Origin of the sequence: Pseudomaricurvus sp., from assembly GCF_965662505.1 — a bacterium.
Taxonomy (GTDB): Bacteria; Pseudomonadota; Gammaproteobacteria; order Pseudomonadales; family Cellvibrionaceae; genus Pseudomaricurvus.
Genome location: NZ_CBFIHX010000060.1, coordinates 1 through 22255, shown reverse-complemented (window position 1 = coordinate 22255; position 22255 = coordinate 1). Strand labels below are relative to the sequence as shown.

The 22255-nt window shown below is 50.8% G+C and carries 20 protein-coding genes; 8 read left to right on the top strand and 12 right to left on the bottom strand.

Annotation, left to right across the window (positions count from 1 at the left end; genetic code table 11):
- Positions 1 to 155 precede the first annotated feature (155 nt).
- Positions 156 to 1271, top strand: coding sequence for a porin (locus ACTG33_RS09875; RefSeq protein ID WP_439135047.1), 1116 nt, complete (start codon positions 156 to 158; stop codon positions 1269 to 1271).
- A gap of 134 nt (positions 1272 to 1405) precedes the next feature.
- Here the strand turns inward: ACTG33_RS09875 and trxA are convergent, their stop codons facing one another.
- Both trxA and ACTG33_RS09865 read right to left on the bottom strand, forming a co-directional pair.
- The gene (gene trxA, locus ACTG33_RS09870) at positions 1406 to 2260 is read right to left on the bottom strand and encodes a thioredoxin (RefSeq protein WP_439135046.1); all 855 of its coding nucleotides are present in this window, start codon (positions 2258 to 2260) and stop codon (positions 1406 to 1408) included.
- A gap of 128 nt (positions 2261 to 2388) precedes the next feature.
- Entirely contained in the window at positions 2389 to 3306 is a 918-nt protein-coding gene (locus ACTG33_RS09865; protein ID WP_439135045.1) for an MBL fold metallo-hydrolase, read from the bottom strand.
- A 257-nt stretch (positions 3307 to 3563) separates the two neighbouring features.
- Between ACTG33_RS09865 and ACTG33_RS09860 the strand changes: the two genes are divergently transcribed.
- Together ACTG33_RS09860 and ACTG33_RS09855 are read left to right on the top strand one after the other, a co-directional pair.
- Entirely contained in the window at positions 3564 to 3845 is a 282-nt protein-coding gene (locus ACTG33_RS09860; RefSeq protein WP_439135044.1) for a hypothetical protein, read from the top strand.
- 114 nt (positions 3846 to 3959) lie between these two features.
- Positions 3960 to 5312, top strand: coding sequence for a DEAD/DEAH box helicase (locus ACTG33_RS09855; RefSeq protein ID WP_439135043.1), 1353 nt, complete (start codon positions 3960 to 3962; stop codon positions 5310 to 5312).
- Between the two features lie 63 nt (positions 5313 to 5375).
- On the opposite strand, the gene ACTG33_RS09850 is transcribed toward ACTG33_RS09855, so the two are convergent.
- The 5 genes from ACTG33_RS09850 to purL form a co-directional block, all read right to left on the bottom strand.
- A complete protein-coding gene (locus ACTG33_RS09850) occupies positions 5376 to 5834 on the bottom strand; it encodes a gamma-glutamylcyclotransferase family protein (protein WP_439135042.1) in 459 nt (152 codons plus the stop codon).
- A 2-nt stretch (positions 5835 to 5836) separates the two neighbouring features.
- Positions 5837 to 7120, bottom strand: coding sequence for an NAD(P)/FAD-dependent oxidoreductase (locus tag ACTG33_RS09845; RefSeq protein ID WP_439135041.1), 1284 nt, complete (start codon positions 7118 to 7120; stop codon positions 5837 to 5839).
- A 284-nt stretch (positions 7121 to 7404) separates the two neighbouring features.
- Positions 7405 to 8022, bottom strand: a complete 618-nt coding sequence (locus ACTG33_RS09840; protein ID WP_439135040.1) for an FKBP-type peptidyl-prolyl cis-trans isomerase — start codon at positions 8020 to 8022, stop codon at positions 7405 to 7407.
- A gap of 139 nt (positions 8023 to 8161) precedes the next feature.
- Complete coding sequence (nhaD, locus tag ACTG33_RS09835) at positions 8162 to 9412, bottom strand: sodium:proton antiporter NhaD (protein WP_439135039.1); 1251 nt, start codon at positions 9410 to 9412, stop codon at positions 8162 to 8164.
- Positions 9413 to 9750: 338 nt separating this feature from the next.
- Positions 9751 to 13632, bottom strand: coding sequence for a phosphoribosylformylglycinamidine synthase (gene purL / locus ACTG33_RS09830; protein ID WP_439135038.1), 3882 nt, complete (start codon positions 13630 to 13632; stop codon positions 9751 to 9753).
- A gap of 620 nt (positions 13633 to 14252) precedes the next feature.
- Between purL and mltF the strand changes: the two genes are divergently transcribed.
- Positions 14253 to 15758 carry a membrane-bound lytic murein transglycosylase MltF gene (gene mltF / locus ACTG33_RS09825; RefSeq protein ID WP_439135037.1) on the top strand — a complete coding sequence of 502 codons (1506 nt, stop codon included), beginning with the start codon at positions 14253 to 14255 and terminating at the stop codon, positions 15756 to 15758.
- A gap of 53 nt (positions 15759 to 15811) precedes the next feature.
- On the opposite strand, the gene tadA is transcribed toward mltF, so the two are convergent.
- The 3 genes from tadA to ACTG33_RS09810 are packed head-to-tail and all read right to left on the bottom strand — an operon-like array spanning position 15812 to position 17525.
- Positions 15812 to 16342 carry a tRNA adenosine(34) deaminase TadA gene (gene tadA, locus ACTG33_RS09820; RefSeq protein WP_439135036.1) on the bottom strand — a complete coding sequence of 177 codons (531 nt, stop codon included), beginning with the start codon at positions 16340 to 16342 and terminating at the stop codon, positions 15812 to 15814.
- Positions 16339 to 17265, bottom strand: coding sequence for a putative RNA methyltransferase (locus ACTG33_RS09815; RefSeq protein ID WP_439135035.1), 927 nt, complete (start codon positions 17263 to 17265; stop codon positions 16339 to 16341). Before ACTG33_RS09815 ends, tadA begins: the two co-directional genes overlap by 4 nt.
- Positions 17262 to 17525: a DUF1653 domain-containing protein gene (locus tag ACTG33_RS09810; protein ID WP_439135034.1), complete on the bottom strand. Its 264-nt coding sequence runs from the start codon at positions 17523 to 17525 to the stop codon at positions 17262 to 17264. Before ACTG33_RS09810 ends, ACTG33_RS09815 begins: the two co-directional genes overlap by 4 nt.
- Before the next feature lie 253 nt (positions 17526 to 17778).
- Here ACTG33_RS09810 and ACTG33_RS09805 point away from each other — a divergent pair, with 253 nt between their 5' ends.
- The 3 genes from ACTG33_RS09805 to ACTG33_RS09795 all read left to right on the top strand — a co-directional run bounded on the left by ACTG33_RS09805 (position 17779) and on the right by ACTG33_RS09795 (position 20238).
- A complete protein-coding gene (locus tag ACTG33_RS09805; RefSeq protein WP_439135033.1) occupies positions 17779 to 18576 on the top strand; it encodes a class II aldolase/adducin family protein in 798 nt (265 codons plus the stop codon).
- A gap of 250 nt (positions 18577 to 18826) precedes the next feature.
- A complete protein-coding gene (locus tag ACTG33_RS09800) occupies positions 18827 to 19831 on the top strand; it encodes a GlxA family transcriptional regulator (protein ID WP_439135032.1) in 1005 nt (334 codons plus the stop codon).
- Between the two features lie 86 nt (positions 19832 to 19917).
- Positions 19918 to 20238, top strand: coding sequence for a 2Fe-2S iron-sulfur cluster-binding protein (locus ACTG33_RS09795; RefSeq protein ID WP_439135031.1), 321 nt, complete (start codon positions 19918 to 19920; stop codon positions 20236 to 20238).
- Between the two features lie 95 nt (positions 20239 to 20333).
- Here the strand turns inward: ACTG33_RS09795 and ACTG33_RS09790 are convergent, their stop codons facing one another.
- On the bottom strand, positions 20334 to 21065 hold the full coding sequence (locus tag ACTG33_RS09790; RefSeq protein WP_439135030.1) for an SIMPL domain-containing protein: 732 nt from the start codon (positions 21063 to 21065) through the stop codon (positions 20334 to 20336).
- 226 nt (positions 21066 to 21291) lie between these two features.
- Between ACTG33_RS09790 and ACTG33_RS09785 the strand changes: the two genes are divergently transcribed.
- Complete coding sequence (locus ACTG33_RS09785) at positions 21292 to 21831, top strand: YaeQ family protein (protein WP_439135029.1); 540 nt, start codon at positions 21292 to 21294, stop codon at positions 21829 to 21831.
- 30 nt (positions 21832 to 21861) lie between these two features.
- Here ACTG33_RS09785 and ACTG33_RS09780 read toward each other — a convergent pair.
- On the bottom strand, positions 21862 to 22255 hold a 394-nt coding region (locus tag ACTG33_RS09780; protein WP_439135028.1), incomplete at its 5' end, for a YbaN family protein.

The window sequence follows — 22255 nt, the reverse complement described above, 5'->3', positions numbered from 1 at the left end:
CTAGACTCAATTCAGCTGAGCCTATCATCCGACTGAACCTATTATTCGACTGCTTTCTTATAAAAATGTCGACTCGGCACTCTGATTGATACCCTGCCATCAATCATCACCGTGTTTTTGATAAATTAACGACCTAATCGATCAAGAGCCCCGCTATGACAACACCTTTGCATCTGCCCTGCCTTGCGCTTACGTCAACCCTGCTCTGTGCGTTAAGTAGCCATGTCAGCGCCAACACTTATGATGATGTCTGGCAGCACGCTAAACTCTATGAAAACAGCAAAGGTGACTATCTGAGCCTGTCAGGCCGTCTTCAGGCTGATCTGGCCTATTTTGATGCCTCCGAAGGTCAGTTTGATGATGCCCTGTGGCGTCGCCTGCGGTTCGGTTTTAAAGGCCAGTACGGCCAAACCACCTACCACCTTGAAGGGGATTTTGACCTTAATGCAACAATACCGGATACCTATAGCCGAATCACAGAAGCCTACCTAAGCTGGAAACTACCCAACAAGAGCACCTTAAAAGTCCTTAAGCACTCTGCCGGCTTTACCCTGGACGGAAAAACATCTTCAAAGAGACTGTTAACCGCTCAACGCAACAACCTCACCAATAATCTGTGGTTTACGGCAGAGTATTTCACCGGGGCCAGTCTTAGCGGCCCCATCGACGACCAGTGGTATTTCAACACCGGCCTCTTTTCCAGCGATGGTTCTGACGAAGTTGGCGTATCGGACGCCAGCTATTTCGGATTGCTCTCTGTCGGAAAAAAACTGAGCTCAAGTCGCTTTTGGGATCAGGCAGACATTCGCCTCGACTATGTCTACAACAAAACCCACGAGGACCAAAACACACGGGACTTCTCTCAAGTCGCGTCTCTCAACAGTCGGTTTAACTGGCAGCAATGGGGGTTATCGACGGATCTGGCCTACGGCAACGGCGATATGGGTCAAAGCGATCTACTGGGCGTCGTGCTGATGCCTCACTACCAGCAGACTGAAGTCGTGCAATGGGTCGCCCGCTACACCTACATTGACAGTAAAGACTCAGGCGGCATTCGTTTGGGACGCTATGAGAACGAGATCGTCAGCGGCCGGGGTGATCGCTATAACGAATTCTATGGCGGGGTGAATTTTTTCTTTTACGGTCATAAAGCCAAGGTTCAACTGGGGGCTCAATACACCACCATGGAAAACACCGGAGACTCGGCGGGAGGCGATAGCAATGAATACGATGGCTGGGGACTGACTCTGGCTCTCAGAACCTATTGGTAGTCATTGATGTAGTCATTGATGTAGTTATTGATGTGGTTATTGATGTAGTCAGAAATATAGTAACGGGACTCCTGCCCAGCCATTACTTTCTGACTGGGCAGGATTTACTGCGACATTGGGCTGGAGCTTACGGATCAATAAAGTAACGTATAAATCTTGCGCTGATACTCTGTCGCCAGCGGATCGCCCTGCCCAAGGCTCGTCACAATATCCATATAGGCTTTCTTCGCCGCGCCGTCATCGTAATTCAGATTTTTGCGCAACAGGCCAAGCAGTAGATCCAACGCTTCACGGGGTTTGCCATGCTGACTGTACTGAACTGACAACAGATAGGCCGTTTCCATATCATCAGGATTGGCGGCGTGCTTGTCTTCCAGTGCTTTCATCTCCGGAGAAGACGCTGCCTCACGCTTAAGTTTCAGCAACGCCATCGCCTGCTCATAGGCCGCGTCCTGATCCACCATCATGACCTTGTCCAACAGGGCTTCTGCCTCATCACAGCGGTTCAACTGCAGGTACACCTGAGCCAATCCAACACCAATAGAGGCCTTCTCCTCAGACTCTTTGTAGGCTTGCAACAGTAAAGGCAATGCCTCTGAGAACTTTTCTTCCTGCATCAGAGCATTAGCTTCTTCGATCAATGCCTCCCAGGGATCCGGCAGATACTTTTGCAAAATCGCGCGAATTTCGTTTTCCGGCTGCACGCCCGCAAAACCATCCACCGGTTGGCCATCTTTGAAAATCATGACCGTGGGTAGACTGCGCACACCCAACTGCTGAGCAATCGGCTGCAACTCATCGGCGTTTAACTTCGCCAGCAAAAACTGTCCGTTATATTCATTGGCCAGCTTTTCCAGAATCGGCATCAGGTTTTTGCAGGGTTCACACCAATCAGCCCAGAAATCCACCACCACAGGACGTGTGCGGGATTCTTCCACCAGCACCTGCTGTGCATTTTCCTGAGTGATATCAATAATGTGTGGACTCATACTACGGCTCCGGAATCTCTAGAAACTAAAACGAATGAATGTATATGGGGCTCGATTGTAGCATCAAACAATCGGAGTCCGAACTTCGAACTCCGGTGTATATTGCTCGGGAACGTCCCTCAAAACGATCAAAGTGCGTTATAGACGATACGCACCCACTGATCCGTTTTCAGAAAGCCATCACCCCACTCAGCTTCAAATTCAGCCAAAGGCTTGGCGGCCACCACTTCGTCAGCGGATTTGCCCTGTGTTTTCAGTGCATCGATTTTGGATACGGCGGCGTCCATAAATTCGTAGTAAGCCTGCAGATCCGCCTTGCTTGCCAGAGGACCGTGTCCGGGAATAATCACGGTATCGTCGTCAATACGGGCCAGAATCTCCGCGGCGCCCTTGACCATACCCTTGGCAGAACCGCCACTGCTGGAATCCAGAAACGGGTAGAAACCGTTAAAGAACAGATCTCCCGTGTGCACCAGCTTGACTTTATCCTGCTGGTAAAAATACACCACGGTATCCCCATCGGTATGCGCAGCTTCAATGTGACTGAGTTCCAAGCGCCAACCGTTCCAGTACAGCTTCATCGATTCATCATAGGTTGCGACAGGGAGCGCTTCGGGCTTTGCCGGTGGAACGTTCATATTAAACGCTTCAACAACTCCGCCCGTCTGCAGACGTTTGCGCACATTATCCTGTGCCACAATAATCGCACCCTGCGTTCCGAGCGTGTCGTTATTGCCGGTGTGGTCGCTGTGCCAGTGGGTATTGAGTAAGAAGCGAGGCCCTCTGTCATCCAGTTCATTCAAGCTGGTGGTAAGCTTTTCGCCCAATCCCTGGTAATCATCATCTATCACCAACAGACCGTCATCACCGGTGGACACCGCAATATTACCGCCCGATCCCTGCAGCATAACCACCCCATCCAATACAGGGACTTGCTTAAATTCCACATGACTCAGGTGTTGGTGAGCGGATACTGAAGTACATGCCACTGTTAACAGCAGCCCCTTCAACCAGTGACGACCCGGAATTCCGGTAATTTTATTCATTCTCTGCACTCCTTGTGAGCATTTATATGTACTTCAATACAGAATCAAATCTGGCCAACAAACATAAAGCAATCGTGAACAACTATAAACCAGGAACCGGTTTCCCGGTAAATTGCTGTCACGGAAAACAACCAGCTGCCTCCAGAGCAAACCAAGAGTCAATATATGGCAGTTTGAGAGTCTCAAATGACAACTCCCGTTTGCAGTTTCACCTAAAATCATGCCTAATCGCACCGTTTTCCCGGAGGACTCCCCTAATGTACGTATTTTCTGCAACGGCCGAAGCCACCAAAGCCTTCGACGGTATTGAACCTGGCCAAAAAGCCCCTTTTATCGTGTATATCAACTTTAAAGACCTGTTTGGCGCCGAAACCCTCTGCAAAGTGCTGGTGATGCGCGAAGGCTTTAAAGATGTCGTGATTGAAAAAAGACAGTGGCTGACCCCTGAAAAGTGTCAGGATCAACGCATCCTGGATGCCGATAAAGGCCTGAGAGAAGCCCTGCAGGCTGGCTTTGCCATTCAGCTGTTCAATGAATAACCAAATTTAACGCTCGTCGGTGCAGTATAAACAGACAAAAAGGCCGCTTTTTGCTAAAGTCGCGTAGTTGTTTATAACCGTCGTACCGCCACTTTCCTTAATGAGATTCCCCCCTTGTTTGCAGATCTGAAAATTAATGACCGCCTGATCAAAGCCCTTGACGCTCTGGAGATCACCGAGCCTACCGAGGTGCAAAAAGCCACCATTCCATTAGCCCTGGAAGGTCGGGATCTGGTCGTCAGCTCGGAGACAGGCAGTGGTAAAACCGCAGCGTTCATGTTGCCTACCCTGCATAAACTTCTACAGGAAGATGCTCCCAAAAGCGGTACACGAGCTCTGATTCTCACCCCGACCCGTGAGCTGTGTCGTCAGATTGTCAAACACTGCAAACAGCTGGCTGCCTTTTCACACCTGGAAGTCAATGCCATCACTGGTGGTCACGATTTCAAATACCAGCGGGCTATCTTTCGTAAAAACCCCGAAGTGTTGGTCGCCACACCCGGCCGTCTGAAAGAGCACATTGAACGTGGCTCCCCTGATTTTTCGGATCTTGAAGTCCTGATTCTCGACGAAGCGGATCGCATGCTGGACATGGGTTTTACCGACGACGTGATGGAGATTGCGGCGAACTGTAATAAAGATCGTCAAACCCTGCTGTTTTCCGCCACGCTGGATGGTCAGCAGTATCTCACCGACTCGCTGTTACGAGATCCGGAAACCATCGCGATTGGCGAACACACACAGGCTAATACCCGGGTTCAGCAAAAAATTGTTCTTACCGATGATGAAAAGCACAAGAACAAACTGCTTCTGAAACTGCTCCAAACACAGGATTACGACAAGGCCATTGTCTTCATCAACACCAAAGCGCAAACCAACAAGCTGGTGGGCTGGTTGCGTTACATGCAGATGGATATCGGCGTGTTACACGGCGATATGGATCAGGAGTCCCGCAACAACGAAATGAATCGTCTGCGTCGCGGCCGCGTCAAAGTCTTGATCGCTACGGATGTTGCTGCGCGGGGTCTGGATATCAAAGGTATCGATTTGGTGGTGAATTACGACCTGGCCCGCAACAGTGAAGACTTTATTCACCGCACCGGTCGAACCGGCCGCGCAGGTCAAGACGGTCTGGCTATCTCCCTGATCACCTACAAAGACTGGGATTTGATGGCACGCTTCGAGCGCGAGCTGGAGTTACGCTTTGAGCGGTTGGCTGTGCCAGGCTTGGAAGCCAAGTTCAAGGGTCCGAAAAAACTGAAAAGCTCAGGCAAAGCCGCTGGTGTTAAAAAGCGTGAAACTCCTGAGAAGAAAGGCAAAAAGCAAGAAAAGGTGAAGGTCCGTCACCGCGACACCAAGAACATTGGCAAGCGTCGCAAGCCATCGGCGAAACAGGAAGCGGAAGCCAAATCCGTAGCGGAGAAATGGGGTGATGGTTTTGCGCCAGCACCTCTGAAAAAGAAGTAACTCTGTCTGCTCGCCAACCTCTCAAGAGGCCAGCTTCTGGCCTCTGATCAAGCTTGACCCGTCTTACGATTTATTCAGATCTGCAACAAAATCCGGAATCATTTCGTCAACGTAATGGTCAAAGTACTGTTCCATGAACGTACTTTCACACCACACATCCCCCAGATTTTCTTCAGTCGTCGCCGACCCCTGTAAATACATTTCACAGGCAACCGATTCACCACTGGCTGTCACGACTTTCACTGTATCGCGTCGATAGATCTGCTCATCAATCATTTCAAACTGATCCATCACCGCCAACGCAGCCGGAGAAACACCGCGAAACAACATGCCTTGCAGAAACTGGCCTGCTTGCGGTACAGCCATCGCACAGGGCTTAAAGCCAGGCAACAATAGCTGCCGGCGAGTGTAATCCTGCAACGTGGCCGTCTCCCCCTGGAGAGACTCGCCAATCAACTGTCGCAACACCGGTTCGTGCTGCAACAGACCGTAGGCAAACAGATTGACTCTTTGCTCAGACATCCTTACACACCCAGCTTATCGCGCAGCGCGTAGAACCAGGCTCCCATGGCGGTAAACGGTACACGCAATGTATGACCACCCGGGAACGGCAAGTGCGGCAACGCGGCAAAGGCATCAAATCGTTCTGCTTGCTGAGTCAAAGCCTCAGACACCAGACGCCCCGCGAGATGCGTTGAACACACACCGTGACCACTGTAACCCTGCATGTAATAAATGTTGCTGCCAATACGCCCAAACTGAGGCAACCGGCTCATGGTCAACAAGAAGTCGCCACCCCAACCGTAATCAATCTCTAGATTGGCCAGTTGAGGGAAAGTCTTAATCATTTTTTTACGGATAAACTGTTTAATATCATCCGGATCACCACCGCCGTAATTCACACCACCGCCATAGATTAAGCGGTTATCGCCGGTCAATCTGAAGTAATCCAGCAAGTAGTTGCAGTCCTCCACGCAGTAATCCGAAGGAATCAAAGCCTTGGCCTGCTCATCGGTCAACGGTGCAGTTGCAATCATTTGTGTGCCACAGGGCATAGAGCGGGAAGCCAGTTTCGGAATCAGATTCCCCAGGTACGCATTGCCTGTGACAACGACATAGTTCGCCGTGACACTGCCGTTTTCGGTGAACAGCTTAACCTTTTCACCCTCTTCCACTCGCAGAACTTTTGACTGCTCATAGATGGTGCCACCCAAAGACTCAACCGCGGCAGCCTGCCCTAAAACCAGGTTCAGTGGGTGTATATGGCCGCTACGCTTATCCAGCAGCGCGCCTTCATAGCGGTCAGTTTGCACTTCTTGTCTGACGGCGCTTTTATCCAGCAATTCCAGATCGGTGTGACCGTAACGCTCCCAAAGAGCCTTGTGTTCTTCCAGCCCTTTAAACTGCTTCGCAGTAACCGCTGCGAAGATACCGCCGCTTTTCAGGTCACAATCGATATTATAGGTTTTAATGCGTTCACGAATGATGTCTCCGCCTTCAAACGCCATGGATCCCAGTGCTTTTGCGGTATCTACACCGTACATCTTTTCAATGACATCCATATCGCGGCTGTAGCTGTTAACGATCTGACCGCCATTGCGACCAGACGCCCCCCAGCCAATTCGAGCGCCCTCCAACACCACAACCTTGAAGCCTTTTTCGGCCAAATGCAGAGCTGATGAGATCCCCGAAAAACCACCGCCAATCACCGCCACATCGGCAGTCACGGAATCCTGCAAGGCATCACGCTTGGGGCTGGGGTTCGCGCTCGCCGCGTAATAGGAAGTCGTATGCTCAATTACAGACATGATCGTCACTCATCAATTTAATGGAAGTTAATGCCTCGTTCTGTAAGTGTAATACTGAACCAGACACTCTGTGGACTGATTATAAACCGAATTATTATTCAATTAAAAGCATAGCTGGAAGATTAAGGTGACTCCAGGTCACGCAAAAGAGGGAGTTATCAGGTGTGATGAAAAAGATTGTTCAGATGAGACGGGAAGGGAGAATCAAAATCGACAGGCAAAATAAAACCGAAGCTGGCATAACCAGCTTCGGTTTTGTATTTGGCGCTTAAGGCAGCGGGATATTAGATAATATCCAGCAGCTCAACTTCAAATACCAGAGTCGAGTATGGCCCAATAGCACCACCAGCACCGCGCTCACCATAGGCCAGGCTGTACGGTACGGTTAAACGCCACTTTGAACCCACAGGCATCATTTGCAGAGCTTCGGTCCAGCCAGCGATAACGCCATTGACCGGGAATTCAGCCGGTTGGCCACGCTCTACAGAGCTGTCGAATACAGTGCCGTCAATCAAAGTGCCGTGGTAATGGGTACGAACGGTGGAGCTGGCTGTAGGCTTATCACCTTCACCGGCAACCAGAACTTCGTACTGCAGACCGGATTCAGTCACAGTCACGCCATCTTTTTTGGCATTTTCTTCCAAATACGCCTGACCTTCTGCTGACAAAGCGGTCGCCTTCTCAGCTTCGGCTGCTTGCAAGCGAGCCTGAATTTCGCGGAAAGCCTCGTTGATTTGCTCAGGCTGAACTTGATAGTCACCGTTTTGGATGCCATCGGTAAAACCCGCCAAAGCTCCAGCTACGTCAAAGCCTTCAAATGGGGCATTGACCAATTGATCGCCCATCTGGCGGCCAATACCATAGCTGGCTTTTTGCTCTAATGTTTCAAAAGTATCAGACATTTTGACTACTCTCTGAATAAATGGCCGCGCATTCTATCACACCGAGCTCCCCATGACCTAAACCCACCCCTGCTCCTCTATTGCGCCACAAGACGCCTCAATCCGAGCACTCGGGCTCCGTCTCGACTGAGAGAGAGGATCAGGCAGGAATCACTGCATGAGCCAGCCAGACAGTAACGACATAACCCACCGTATAAGCCACCAACAAGGCCGGTAAATAGCGCAGATAGCTGACAAACGTCAGCTCTTTCACTTTGCTCATAGCCAAAATACCAGCCGCAGAACCAATCGCCAGCAATGAGCCACCGACACCCACGGCGTAAGTCAGCCCCAGCCACTCAGGTGTTGCCAGACCCGGCCCCGCCTTCAGAAGTGCCGCGGTCAACGGTACGTTATCCAGCAACGAAGAGAACGCGCCCGCAGCAAAATTCGAATACGAGGGATCAAACTGGGCGTAAAAGTGCGCCAGCGTATCCAAAACACCAATCTCTTTCAGCATGCCGACCAATAACAGAATCCCGAGGAAGAACAACAAGGTGTCATACTCGACCTGACGAATGTATTCCAGAATCTGCAACTCATCTTTATTCATACGGGAGAATGCGCCCACCAAAAACATAACCGACAGGCCGAGCAAGAATGTCAGTACGGGAGGCACTGAAAAAAGAAAGTTCAGTAACATCGTCGACAAAATGGTAGTGAAGAACACAACTGCGATAACCACATCAACGCCGCGAAAACTTTCTTTCACAGGTTCAAGTGAAATTTGGCCTGACATATTAATACTGAACAATAAAGCCAGGGCAATCACACCCACGGCCGATGGCACCAGCAGCATTAACAACTGCGACATGGTGACATGCCCATCGAGGAAGATCATCAACGTGGTCACATCGCCGGTAATCAATGCCACACCACCCGAGTTGACTGCAAAAACGACCAGCGCAGCCATCTTCAGCTTGGATTTAACATCCAGATTAAACGCCTGAACAAGACCTAAACTCACCAGTGTCGCGGTGACATTGTCACAAATAGAAGACAGAATCAGCGCAAAGAAAGCGACCTGAAACAACAGCGCCCGGGTAGACATTTCACTGGGAAAAACTCGCCTAACCACATTCTGAATCATGCCCTTGGCATTCAGATAAGCCACAAACGTCATGGTCGACATCAGAAATAACCACAGGGTGGCAATCTCCAACAGGTTTTCGTTCAGAGCCTCATTGATATGCTCTTGCCCTTCCACGCCGGACGCCTGAGCAAACAGACACAACCAGGAAAAACAGCCGAAAAAGAGCGTCGTTTTGGCCTTATTAATGTGGATCACTTCTTCAAAAATGATACAAAGAAGTGCCGCTAAGGACAAAATGATTAAAAACGTATTAACCATGGAAAACCCCTGCTACTAAAATGACAAAATTCGTAAACACAAAAACTTTAGCTGTATAACGGACACGACAAAATGCAGGGCAAAACCTGATTCACAGGGCTCTGACTCGTGAGCTGTCGATAACAGCGATGTCACACCCTAAGTCGGAGTGACAAAATTCCGGGGAGACGTCTCTAGCGGACGTGAAGATAATCAAAGCAGGCAACCTGCTATACGATAAAAACCTTAACAGGCTCAAAACGTATGCCCGATGCGATTGGGCATACTCAATAAAACTGAAGTGTGCCGCCCTCTCATAAAAGGGGCAGCACATTTCTGTTTCAACACCAGGCTATCTATTAGCCTACAAACACACGTGCATTGCGGAACAAACGCATCCAGCCACTATCCTCTTCCCAATCATCTGGATGCCAGGAATTGTTGACCGCACGGAAAATACGCTCCGGGTGAGGCATCATGATGGAGGCTCTGCCGTCCTCAGTGGTCAAACTGGTAATCCCTTTCGGAGAACCGTTGGGGTTCGCCGGATAATCGACCGTGTAATGCTGATGATTATCCAGGAAGCGCATGGAGACCAACCCACTGTTGTGACAGGCTTCCATAGCTTGTTCGGAGGCAAATTCTGCCCGCCCTTCACCGTGTGCCACCGCCACTGGCATTTTTGTGCCTGCCATACCGTCAAACAATACCGATGGGGATTGCTCAATACCCACCATGCTGAAACGCGCCTCAAATTGCTCAGACACGTTACGCACGAAGTGTGGCCAGTGCTCGGCACCCGGAATCAGACTTTTCAGATTCGACATCATCTGGCAGCCGTTACACACCCCAAGACTGAAGCTGTCTTCGCGGTGGAAAAATGACTGGAATTGATCGCGAGCGCGGGAATTAAACAAAATACTCTTGGCCCAACCCTCACCGGCGCCGAGAACATCCCCGTAAGAGAAACCACCACAGGCCACCAAACCTTTAAAGTCTTCCAGACTGATTCGGCCCGATAGAACATCGCTCATATGAACATCGACGGCATCGAAGCCGGCACGATCAAACGCCGCAGCCATTTCAACATGACCGTTGACGCCCTGCTCCCGCAACACAGCCATTTTCGGACGAACGCCCTTATTGATGAATGGAGCGGCAACATCTTCGTTTTGATCAAATGTCAGGTCGACACTCAAACCAGGGTTCACCTGGGTAATTAATTCAAATTCAGCTTTCGCACAGTCTGCATTGTCCCGCAGTGCAGCAACCTGATAGCTGGTTTCACTCCACATCCGCTGAAGCTCTGAACGGGATTCGTCATAAATGACATCACCTTCATATTCGACACGAACCGTATTGTGAGTGTTCAACCAACCCAGCTTGGTAATGGCAACGCCAGCCTTCTTAAAGCGCTCCATGATGACTTCGCTGTCGGTGGTGCGGACCTGAATCACACCGCCCAGCTCTTCATTAAACAGAATCGCCAGTGGGTCCGCGCCCAAACCGTCGATGTTGATATCGACACCGGTGTGACCGGCAAACGCCATCTCGGCAACTGTTGCAAACAATCCGCCGTCACCACGATCGTGATAGGCCAGAATCTGATCGGCTTCCAGGCTTTCCTGCATCGCGGCAAAGTAACCTTTCAACTGTGCAGCGCTGTCCAGATCGGCTGGAGTGTCACCAATTTGGTTGTAAACCTGCGCCAAAATGGAAGCACCCAAACGGTTTTTACCGTTCCCCAGATCCAGATACAGCAAATCGGTAGAACCTTTGTCGGTGCGCAACTGAGGCGTCACGGTCTTGCGAACATCGGTCACTGGAGCAAAAGCGGTAATCACCAAAGACAGAGGTGCAGTTACCGCCTTGTCCTTACCATCCTCTTCCCACGCGGTGCGCATGGACATGGAATCTTTACCCACAGGAATCGTGATGCCCAGCTCTGGACACAACTCCATTCCGATGGCCTCTACCGTACGGTAGAGCTTTTCATCTTCACCGGGATGACCCGCCGCACACATCCAGTTGGCCGACAACTTCACGTCAGACAGTTTTTCGATGCGTGAAGCAGCAATGTTGGTAATGGATTCACCAATGGCCATACGACCGGACGCAGGACCGTCCAGCAGAGCGGTCGGAGTACGCTCACCCATACTCATAGCCTCACCGGCGTATGTGTCGTAGGCCTGAGTCGTAACAGCGCAATCGGCTACCGGCACCTGCCACGGGCCAACAAACTGATCGCGAACCACTTGCCCGGTTACCGAGCGGTCACCAATGGTAATCAGGAAGCTTTTGCTGGCAACGGTAGGATGCTGAATAACACGCTCAGCTGCGTCGTATAAAGATAGACCCGCAGTTTCAAGAGACTGTGTTTCATAGTGACGCTTTTCGGCCGTGCGGTGCATTTTGGGCGGTTTGCCAAACAGAACCGACATCGGCAGATCAACAGGCTTGGTATCGAAATGGGTATCGTTCAATACAATATGATCTTCGGCCGTTGCATCACCCACAACCGCATACGGGCAGCGCTCACGCTGACAGATAGCTTCAAAGCGGGCCAGATCTTCCGGCATGATGGCCATTACATAACGTTCCTGAGCCTCGTTACACCAGATTTCCAGCGGACTCATGCCCGGCTCATCGTTATTGATGTTACGCAGCTCGAAATTCGCCCCACAACCACCGTCTTTGGCCAGTTCAGGGAAGGCATTTGAAAAACCACCCGCACCCACATCGTGGATAAACGCAATGGGGTTTTTACCACCTAACTGCCAGCACTGATCGATCACTTCCTGACAGCGGCGTTCAATTTCAGGGTTTTGACGTTGTACTGAGGCAAAATCCAGATCTTCAGATGAAGAGCCGGAAGTCATAGAAGAAGCAGCGCCGCCACCCAGACCAATCAACATAGCCGGACCGCCCAAAGCCACTAGCTTGGCGCCGGGCTCAAACTCGTCCTGATCTACGTGCTCAGCCTTGATGTTGCCGTAGCCACCGGCCAGCATAATTGGTTTGTGATAACCACGACGTTCACCATCGAAATTTTCTTCAAAAGTACGGAAGTAGCCGCAAATATTAGGACGACCAAATTCATTATTAAAAGCAGCCCCACCGATTGGGCCTTCAATCATGATATCGAGAGCTGTGACAATACGATTGGGCTTACCGTAAGGCTTGCCGCTAACAGTGTCCTGCTCCCAGGGCTGGCTGTAACCCGGGATTTGCAGATTGGATACGGTAAAGCCGGTCAGGCCTACTTTTGGTTTGGAGCCGCGCCCCACTGCACCCTCATCGCGAATCTCGCCACCAGCACCGGTACCGGCACCCGAGAATGGAGAAATTGCCGTTGGGTGGTTGTGAGTCTCAACCTTCATCAGGATATTAATGTCTTCCTGATTGAAACCGTAAGTCTTGGTTTCTGGGTCCGGATAAAAACGACCCGCCTTGCTGCCTGAAATCACAGAAGCGTTGTCCGCATAGGCCGACAGAACATCGTCGCCACCCATCTCGTAGGTGTGTTTGATCATGCCAAACAGGGAATTCGGCATATCCACATCATCCAGCGTCCAGCTGGCATTAAAGATCTTGTGACGACAGTGTTCGGAGTTGGCCTGAGCGAACATCATCAGCTCAACGTCTACCGGGTTGCGACCCAGACCGTTAAAGCTGTCGACCAGATAATCGATTTCGTCTTCGGCCAGAGCCAGACCCAACTCACGGTTGGCGGTCGACAACGCATCACGACCGCCGCTCAGAACATCAACGCTGGTTTGTGGACGGGGCTCTTCATGACTAAACAATTGCTCGGCGTCAGACAACTGTTCAAATACCGTCTCGACCATACGATCGTGAAGCAGAGAAGCAATTTCGGATGCCTTGCTGCCCTTGCCGGCATCTACATAATAGGCCACACCGCGCTCGAGGCGTTGAACCTTGCTCAACCCGGCATTATGGGCAATATCGGTGGCCTTGGAAGACCATGGAGAAATCGTACCGGGACGGGGAACGACTAAAAACAGAGTTCCACCGGGAGATTGAGACTCCGCTTTCGGTCCGTAAGTTAACAACTGCTGCAACACATCCAACTCATCATTGGACAGATCTGATTCAAGCTCTGCAAAATGAACAAATTCAGCGTAAACCCCCTTCACGGAAGAATCAGCTTGTTGCAGGCTGGTGAGCAGTTTTTGGGTACGGAAATCAGAAAGTGCCGGAGCGCCGCGCAGGGTCAGCATAGTCGCGTAAAACCTCTTGGTTTTGGTGATATCTGGAGATATTTAGGCCATCGAGTCAGTCTGCTGGCAAAATAAACAACGTTTACTCCCGATAACCCTATGCGAAGGGTCTCAGAATTCAAGATTCGTCCCAAATGAAACAAATCTTTGCGCCAAGGGCAGCTGCAGCTCGAAAAGGCCGCTATTGTACTGGATATCCCTACGTCTGGCAGCAACAAAAGCCTTGAGTCTCAACAAATACAAACCCAACACCTGAAGCGAAGTGAAAACTAACGCTACACATCAGACGATATCTGAATCTACAGCCCCGCCCCGCTTTCTCGGTTACGTTTTTGACTGTTCCGGTCACAAATAATTACTTTTTTGTCGCGCAATGTAACAAGTCCTTACTATAATTAAACAGGAAAAACAATCTAGCAGCTCACGGGATTAACCGCTAAAATCGCGCAAAATTTGTACTGGCCAGACTATTAATCTTCTATTCATGGTACACAAAGGATAATTGTCCTAATGATTGTGTGACTTTGAAATCAGTACTTGAAGATGTCTTGAGTTCATCCTCAAGACTCTAGTCGTAAGGAATGGCCGCCACAGGAAGTGAAACTCTACGGGAGACTCGAATGCAACACAGCAAGCTGAGCCTTTACAATCTGCGCAAGCCGCGTCACGTTCGCAGCCTGGCCAAACTGGGCCTGGCCGCTTGTCTTCCGTTGCTGATTTCTGCAAGTCATACCCCTACCGCACTGGAAAGCGTCCTTTCTGAGGGCAAGCTCACTATCATTTCCCGCAATGGCCCGACCACCTATTACGAAGGGCGTCAGGGACTGGACGGTTACGAATACAAGCTGGCAAAAGCCTTTGCTGACTCTCTCGGTGTTGAGTTGGAAATTACCGAAGAAGAGAACTTCAGAGATATCTTTGATTCTGTTGGCAGTCATCGTGGCGAACTGGCCGCAGCTGGCTTGAGCATCTCAGAAGAACACGCAGACGGTATCCGTTTTACTGACTCTTATATGTCCGTGTCACAGGAACTTCTCTATCGCTCGGGCAGCAAACGCCCCTCAAGCATTGAAGATCTGTACGGCAAGAGCATTCTGGTGATTTCCAACAGCGCCCACGCTGAACGTCTGCGTCAACTGCAACGAGAGCATCCTGAGCTTCGCTGGCACGAGCAATCGGATCTGGAAATGATCGATTTGATGGAACTGGTGGATAACGGCGTTATTGATTATGCCATTGTCGATTCAAATTCCTATAAGTTGAGCCGCAACCTCTATCCGCGCGCACGCAAGGCGTTCTCCATTTCAGATGACGCCAAATCATTAGCCTGGGCCTTCCCCAAAAGTGCTGATGACACCCTTTTTGATCGTGCCAACGAATTCCTGAGCTCGGCTCAAGACGACGGCCTGCTGGCCTCGATGAACAAACGCTTTTACGGCGACATGCACACCATGGACGCAGGCAGCGCAACCACCTTTGCCCGCCGCCTGGAGACCCGCCTGCCGAAATGGCAAGCATCCCTGCAAGGAGCCGCAGAGGAGTACGACCTAGACTGGCAATTATTGGCTGCTATCAGCTATCAGGAATCCCACTGGAACCCCCGCGCACGCTCTCATACCGGGGTTCGTGGATTGATGATGTTGACTCAAGTGACCGCCAAAGAAATGGGGGTCACCAATCGACTGGACCCTGAACAAAGCATTTCAGGTGGAGCCAAGTATTTCCGCAAGATTTTCGATCGTATTCCTGAAGATATTCAAGGCCCCGATCGCACCTGGTTCACTCTGGCAGCTTACAATATCGGCTTTGGTCACATGGAAGATGCGAGGGTGTTAACTCAGCGCATGGGTGGTAATCCCGATAAATGGGAAGATGTCAGTAAACATCTGCCTCTGCTGGCCAAACGCAAGTATTACCGGACCACCCGTCACGGGTACGCACGCGGTTGGGAGCCGGTGGAATACGTCAAGAATATCCGCAACTTTCACAACACGATCGCCTGGCATCATCAGATTCAGCAGCGCCGCTTGGCTGCAGCCGCGAGGTTCGAAGAGAATACTGAAGTTAGCCCCACCAACGCCAGCTATGAAGGCGACGATAGCGAACAGACGATCTCTCTGCTCTGAATCGGGCATGAGAGGCACGGCATCTCGTCACTTAATGTTCCACAATCACCCTCTTACCCTGCTGAAGAGGATCCGCCCGCCTTCCTGGCTTTCCTCGCCGCCTTGGCTTCCTCACGGCGGCGCTTAAAAAATGCCTGAATCAATTGCACCGCCTGGTTCTCACCAACGCCCCCGGTGTATTCCACACGATGATTCATTTCCTCACGATCAAACACTGAGCCATTGCTGATGACCGCGCCAGCCTTGGGCTCGGGGGCAGCAAACACAACTCGCTTCACCCGGCTGTGGATAATGGCACCCGCACACATTGTGCAAGGCTCTAGAGTCACGTAAAGGGTCGCCTCAGGCAGCCGATAGTTACTCTGCTGTTTTGCCGCACTGCGTAATGCCATAATTTCAGCGTGCGCAGTGGGGTCACAACCGCTGATGGGCTGATTCCATCCCTCCCCAATCACCACGTCATCCAAGACCACAACCGCGCCTACAGGCACCTCACCCAATGCCTCGGCTTTTGCAGCCAACTCAAGAGCAACACTCATCCAGTGCTGATCCTGTGTCTGAGACTCTGTATTCGTCGAACTCATGAGCCTTCAGCCTCACCTAAACAAGAGCCTTCAGCCTTGCCTAAACGAAAGCCTTCAGCCTCATCTCGGATTGCGCAAACACGATAGCGCTGCAACACAAATTCCGCGGTCACCTCCAGACCATCCGCAGTCTGTAACTGCTCTTTCCCTTCACGACTTCCTCGCCAGACAAACGGCGTCATTTCCAGCAATTGTCGTACAGCTTGATTACTGTCCAAATGAAGCGGGAACCGCAGGTTTTCCTGCCCGACCAGCTCAAAGCCCTCAGGAGCTTCTGGAAGAACATGAGGTTTGACGTCTCGATACAAGGCCTGCTTAAGTTCCACAAGGTGTTCGGGACCAGGTACTACTCGCCAGAACTCCCCTTCAGGTTTAAGCACTCGCGCTACTTCACTGCTATCACCCGGGGCAAACACGCGTAACAGGACATCGACAGAATCCGACCGCACTGGCAGCTGAAAACCACTGGCCACGGCAACATCTACAGATGACAGGGATCTGGCCGCCAGCTTAGCCGCCTCTTTGGAAATATCGATACCATTCAGGGAAGCCTGTTCAGCCCAAGGCCCTGAGGCTTGCTGCAATTGCTGCAGGTAGTACCCCTCACCGCAACCGCTGTCGAGCAGAGTTACAGGCTCATTAGCAATTGGTGACGAATTACGCTGTGCCTGACTCTGCACTACCCGCAGCCACTGACGCTGAAGCAATTCAGCAAGGGGCTGATAGAAACCCGCGCCGAGAAACTCTCGTCGCTGTAACAGCATTTGCCGGTCATCACCCGGGGTCTGACTGCGTTTGTGATGAGCAGGCAGTAAATGCAGATAGCCCTGCTTGGCACGATCAAACTTATGGTTGGCGTCGCACACGACTCCCGACTCTGTCACCCTCAAAAGGCCCTGACACAGAGGGCAAGCCCATATCATGCCATGAACTCACGGGCTGGAGCCTGAGGGTATTTGGTGGAATCAAAAGCCCCGGCGTATTCAAATCGGGGGATGACTTCATCTTCAATGGTGACAGTTTCCTGAAACATCGTCAGAGGTCTCACCCACCAGCTGTAGTCACCGTAAAGGCAGCGATACACCACCAGCGGCTCTTCCGTTTCGCTGTGTCGTGCCACTTCAAAAATCTGATAGTCCTGCCCTTTGTAATGACGGTATACACCGGCCTTTAACTCACCCATAACCTACCTCTAAGGTTTCGTCCCCCTTCAGGCTCTACCGAAAATACGTGCCTGGGGGACTTAATCACAAAAAACGGGATTCTATCACGATCCTCAAACCGTCTGTGGAAACCGCTACTGAGTGGCTTATTTCGCAATTTGTCATATAGGTTACAGTCGCCAACCTTCGCATCAGACTAGACTGACACACATAACAAACGTTATCGCCCTGGCAACAACTCACCTGGCGATCAAAAACTCAGTGGAGAAAGTGATGACTGACGCAGCTAACAACATCGTAATGAATACCGAAGGCGGCCTGCCGCAAATGAATGAGGGCGAAACACCTGAATCGCAGCGCATTCACCGCAAGCGCATGCTGACTGCGGCTTTTCGCCTGTTTGGCAAGTTTGGTTTCGACGAAGGGGTTGCCGGCCACATTACCGTTCGCGATCCTGAGAAAACGGATCACTTTTGGGTCAACCCAATGGGCATGTCGTTCAAACAAATTAAGATGTCTGACCTGTTACTGGTCAATCATGAAGGACAGGTTGTTGAGGGTAACGGGCTGCTCAATGGCGCTGCATTTACCATCCACTCACACATCCACAAAGCCCGTCCCGATGTAACCGCCGCGGCCCACACCCACTCCGTGTACGGCAAGAGCTGGGCGAGCTTAGGCCGAAAACTAGACCCAATCACTCAGGATTCCTGTGCATTCTATGATGATCATGCTGTTTTCGATGATTTTACCGGTGTTGTACTGGATATGGGTGAAGGCGAGCGAATTGCTGCGGCACTGGGCGACAACAAAGCCGCAATTCTGCAAAACCACGGCCTGTTAACCGTCGGCGAGAGTGTTGAATCAGCCGCCTGGTGGTACATTACTATGGAGCGAACCTGCCAGGCCCAACTCATGGCTGAAGCAGCAGGTACACCCAAACTGATCAGCCCTGAGAGCGCCCGAGTCACCCATGAAACTGTGGGCAGTGAATTCGCCGGCTTGTTCAGCTTTCAACCACTGTTGAGTGTAATTTCTGCAGAACAGCCGGAAATGTTCGACGAAGACTGATCGTAAGGTCTTTTCACACGCTATAGCTTCTAGGCACACGGGCAGAAGTGACTCGCTTCTGCCCAACAAAAACTGCGACCGTACAGCCTTCTCTCCCGCTCCCCTCGCTCCAAAACAATGTCGCTTTTAGCATTTTATCCGCAAATATCGCCACAATTGTCCTGTTAGCACCTATATCAAGGCGAATAATTCAGGCTAAACTCGAAACTTCTGACAAAAGAGTTTCCTATCCACCACCGAATTTATCACTATGCCAACGATTACCATTGCCGTGTATGACGGATGCCGTCCCTCCAGTTTCACAAACCTGCTGGACATGCTCGACATTGCCAACTTGCAGTGGCAGAAGCGCTACGAAACCCAGGAAATCCTGTTCCGATGGCAGCTGGCGTCTGTGGACGGAAAACCTATTCGCACAGCCACAAACATTCGCATGGCCGTGGACACGACCCTGCAGAACGCCACCGAGACCGACATGGTGATGGTTGCCGCGTCCAAATACAGCAATAAAGAAGAGTTTCCCGACTTTGTTAAGCGACAAAGACCGCTGACACAGTGGATTAAACAACGGGGTGAAGACGGCGCTCTGGTCATGACCCTGTGCACCGGAACCTTCCTGGTAGCCGAATCGGGGCTACTGGACGGCAAATTGGCAACCACTACCTGGTGGCTCTCAGACCTTTTCCAGCGTCTTTATCCTAAAGTGACACTGGATGTTAATCAGTTACTGATTAACGCTGACAATGTGATGGTCGCAGGTGCAGGCAGTACCGATTCGCTTATGGCGCTGCAACTCATTGAACGCTATATGGGTCAGCAAATCGCCTCTCTGACCTCAAAGTTGATGCTGGTAGACAACAACCAGATTGAACAAACCCCCTACCTCACACTTCAGCAACAGCTGCAGCACAATGATTCTCTGGTTGCGGATGCTCAAACCTGGCTTCAGGTGCATATGAAAGAGCCCGGAGCCCTCGAAAAGCTGGCCACTCACCTTAATGTCAGCTCACGCACGCTGATCCGCCGCTTTAAACAGGTTATGGACATAACCCCCAATCGATACCTGCAAAATCTCCGCATCGATGCCGCCAAGAGACTGCTGGAAAGCAGTGGCAGCAGCATAGAAACCATCATGCTGCAGGTGGGCTATAACGATTTAAGTTCTTTCAGTCGATTGTTTCAGCGTAAGACTGGACTCACTCCGCGTGCCTATCGCGCACGATTTCAGTACGCGCCCCCCATCACAGGCACGTAAAAATGTCGTAGAATACCCCCGCCGGGATTTGAGGCCCGGCAGCTCACTTAACGAACACATTAATAAAATGCCACAGCGAGGTAGCCATGCCACTGATTAAGTACATAGAAGCCAACGGGACTGAATACGAAGCGGACGTTGCCGTCGGTGAAAGTGTTATGCAAGGGGCTGTCGATAACATGATTGATGGGATTCTTGCGGAATGCGGCGGCGCCTGCGCCTGTGCAACTTGCCACTGCTATGTTGATGAGGCTTGGGTAAACAAGCTTGCCGGCCCCGAAGACCAGGAGCAAGACATGCTCGAAGCGGTGGTTGAGCCCAAAGAAAACAGCCGCTTAAGCTGCCAGATCTATGTCACTGAAGATATGGAAGGTTTTACAGTCCACCTGCCCACGTCCCAGTACTGATATAAGTGTCAGTGAAAGCGCGGGGTGCAAAGCACTCGCGCTTTACACTCTATACCCGCGCCCCACTCTCTTCTTCGCTTTTATCTTCTTCGCTTTTATTTCACTTCAAACGTCACTGAAATCGTCGCCTGAATAGCCTGATTACCAATATTCACTTCTGGTGCGGCACCTACCATATCGGCTTCGGCACTCATGACCATGCGTGAGGTTTTGTACATAGGAGGCTGCTGCCAGCGGGTGTCGACATTCATAGACAATACATCGCCCACTTGTTGACCCAGTGGCTTCAAACCTGCCTCTGCTTTCTTCTTGGCCAGCTCGACAGCCTTGCTGATCGCTTGTAGCTCAAGATCTTCTCGCAAACTGAAATCAAAACTGGTGGGGTTCAACTCAGTAACACCGGCTTTTATCAACCCACCGTAAAGCGCCGACAGCTTTCTGACATCACGAACCTTTGCAGTGAAGTCCGCGTAAGCCTGGTACCCAGTCAATTGACGAGGCTTGTCTTTCTGATAGTGCCAGATTGGATTCACCAGAACCTGTGCCGCCTGCAAATCTTCGGCCTTAACACCCTCACTTTTAATATAACGGATGACATTGTCGAGTTTGATTCGTGCTTCAGAAACCGCTTTTTCAGGTGTTTCCTCCTGAACCATAACCTTACCGTTCATAATGGCGATATCCGGTGTCGCTTCGATCACACCGGTTGCAGAACTGGACACTTGTGGGGTTTGATCCTCAGCCTGAGCACTGGCAGCGTATAGCCCAATCGACAACACGCAGCAAAGCAGCGTCACTGCGCTGTGTTTAATGGTTAATTTCTGCATACAAAACTCCTGTTTATTTGGAAACAATTTAATCACCGCAAGGCTTCTGACACGCTTCAATGACTGTAATTTTCAGCTTCGATAATGTGTAGTCTCTATAATTTTCAAACTATAGGACAACAAACAGAGTACAATAATTCCTTTGGGTTAATATTATTGACCAGTCTTTAATTGCCAGATTACAGGCAACGAAACCAACCCTCTACCCAATAGCAGCTGGTGCGCAATGGCTCTTAAAGCAACTGTCTTCAAAGCAACTCTGAATATCGCCGACATGGATCGTTATTACTATGACGAGCACACACTTACGCTTGCTCGTCATCCATCTGAGACCGATCAACGAATGATGGCTCGATTGGCAGTATTTGCTCTCAACGCTGAACCCCGCCTGAACTTTACCAAAGGCATCAGCACCGACAGCGAACCGGATTTGTGGGTTAAGGATTACAGCGATCAGATTGATCTCTGGATTGAGCTCGGGCAACCCGATGAAAAGCGGCTACGTCAGGCTTGCGGCAAAGCTCAGGCAGTCAAAGTTTACTGTTACAGCGGCCACTCAGCAGAACTCTGGTGGGAGCAAACCAAAACCCTGGCCCAGAGATTTGACAACCTCAGCGTGATCAATCTGGATCAAGCGGCTATTGAGCAACTGGGCACCATGACCGAGCGCAGCATGCTACTGCACTGCAATATTGAAGATCAGATTTTAAGCGTAAGCGACAACAATCAGAGTGTAGACGTTAGACAAGCTCTCTGGAAAGGCTGACTCTCAGAAAGTTAGCAGAAATTAACGCCCTTACTTTTCAGGCTTCGTATCGGGATCGAGCTTGGCTGGCTTGCTCAAGTCTTCAGGTGGGCCAATCGCTTCTGCATCGTTCACATCGAGAATGGGTTGCCGCATCATGTAAATGGTGACGGCGATGCCACCCACAAAAAAGATCAGTGCAACCCACCAGATTTGAATCAGAAACGCTGAGAAACACAGGCTGAACCACAACAGGAAAATAATACGGTTACGAACCTTGAGAGGAATGCCTTTACCGTCCTCCCAGGAACGCACAATCAACCCAAGGTGCTTATGGTTGCGCAGCCAGTGATGAAAGCGAGGGCTGGACTCGGCAAAGCACCATGCAGCAAGGAGTATAAAAGGCGTGGTGGGCATGATCGGCAGGAAAATTCCGATAACACCA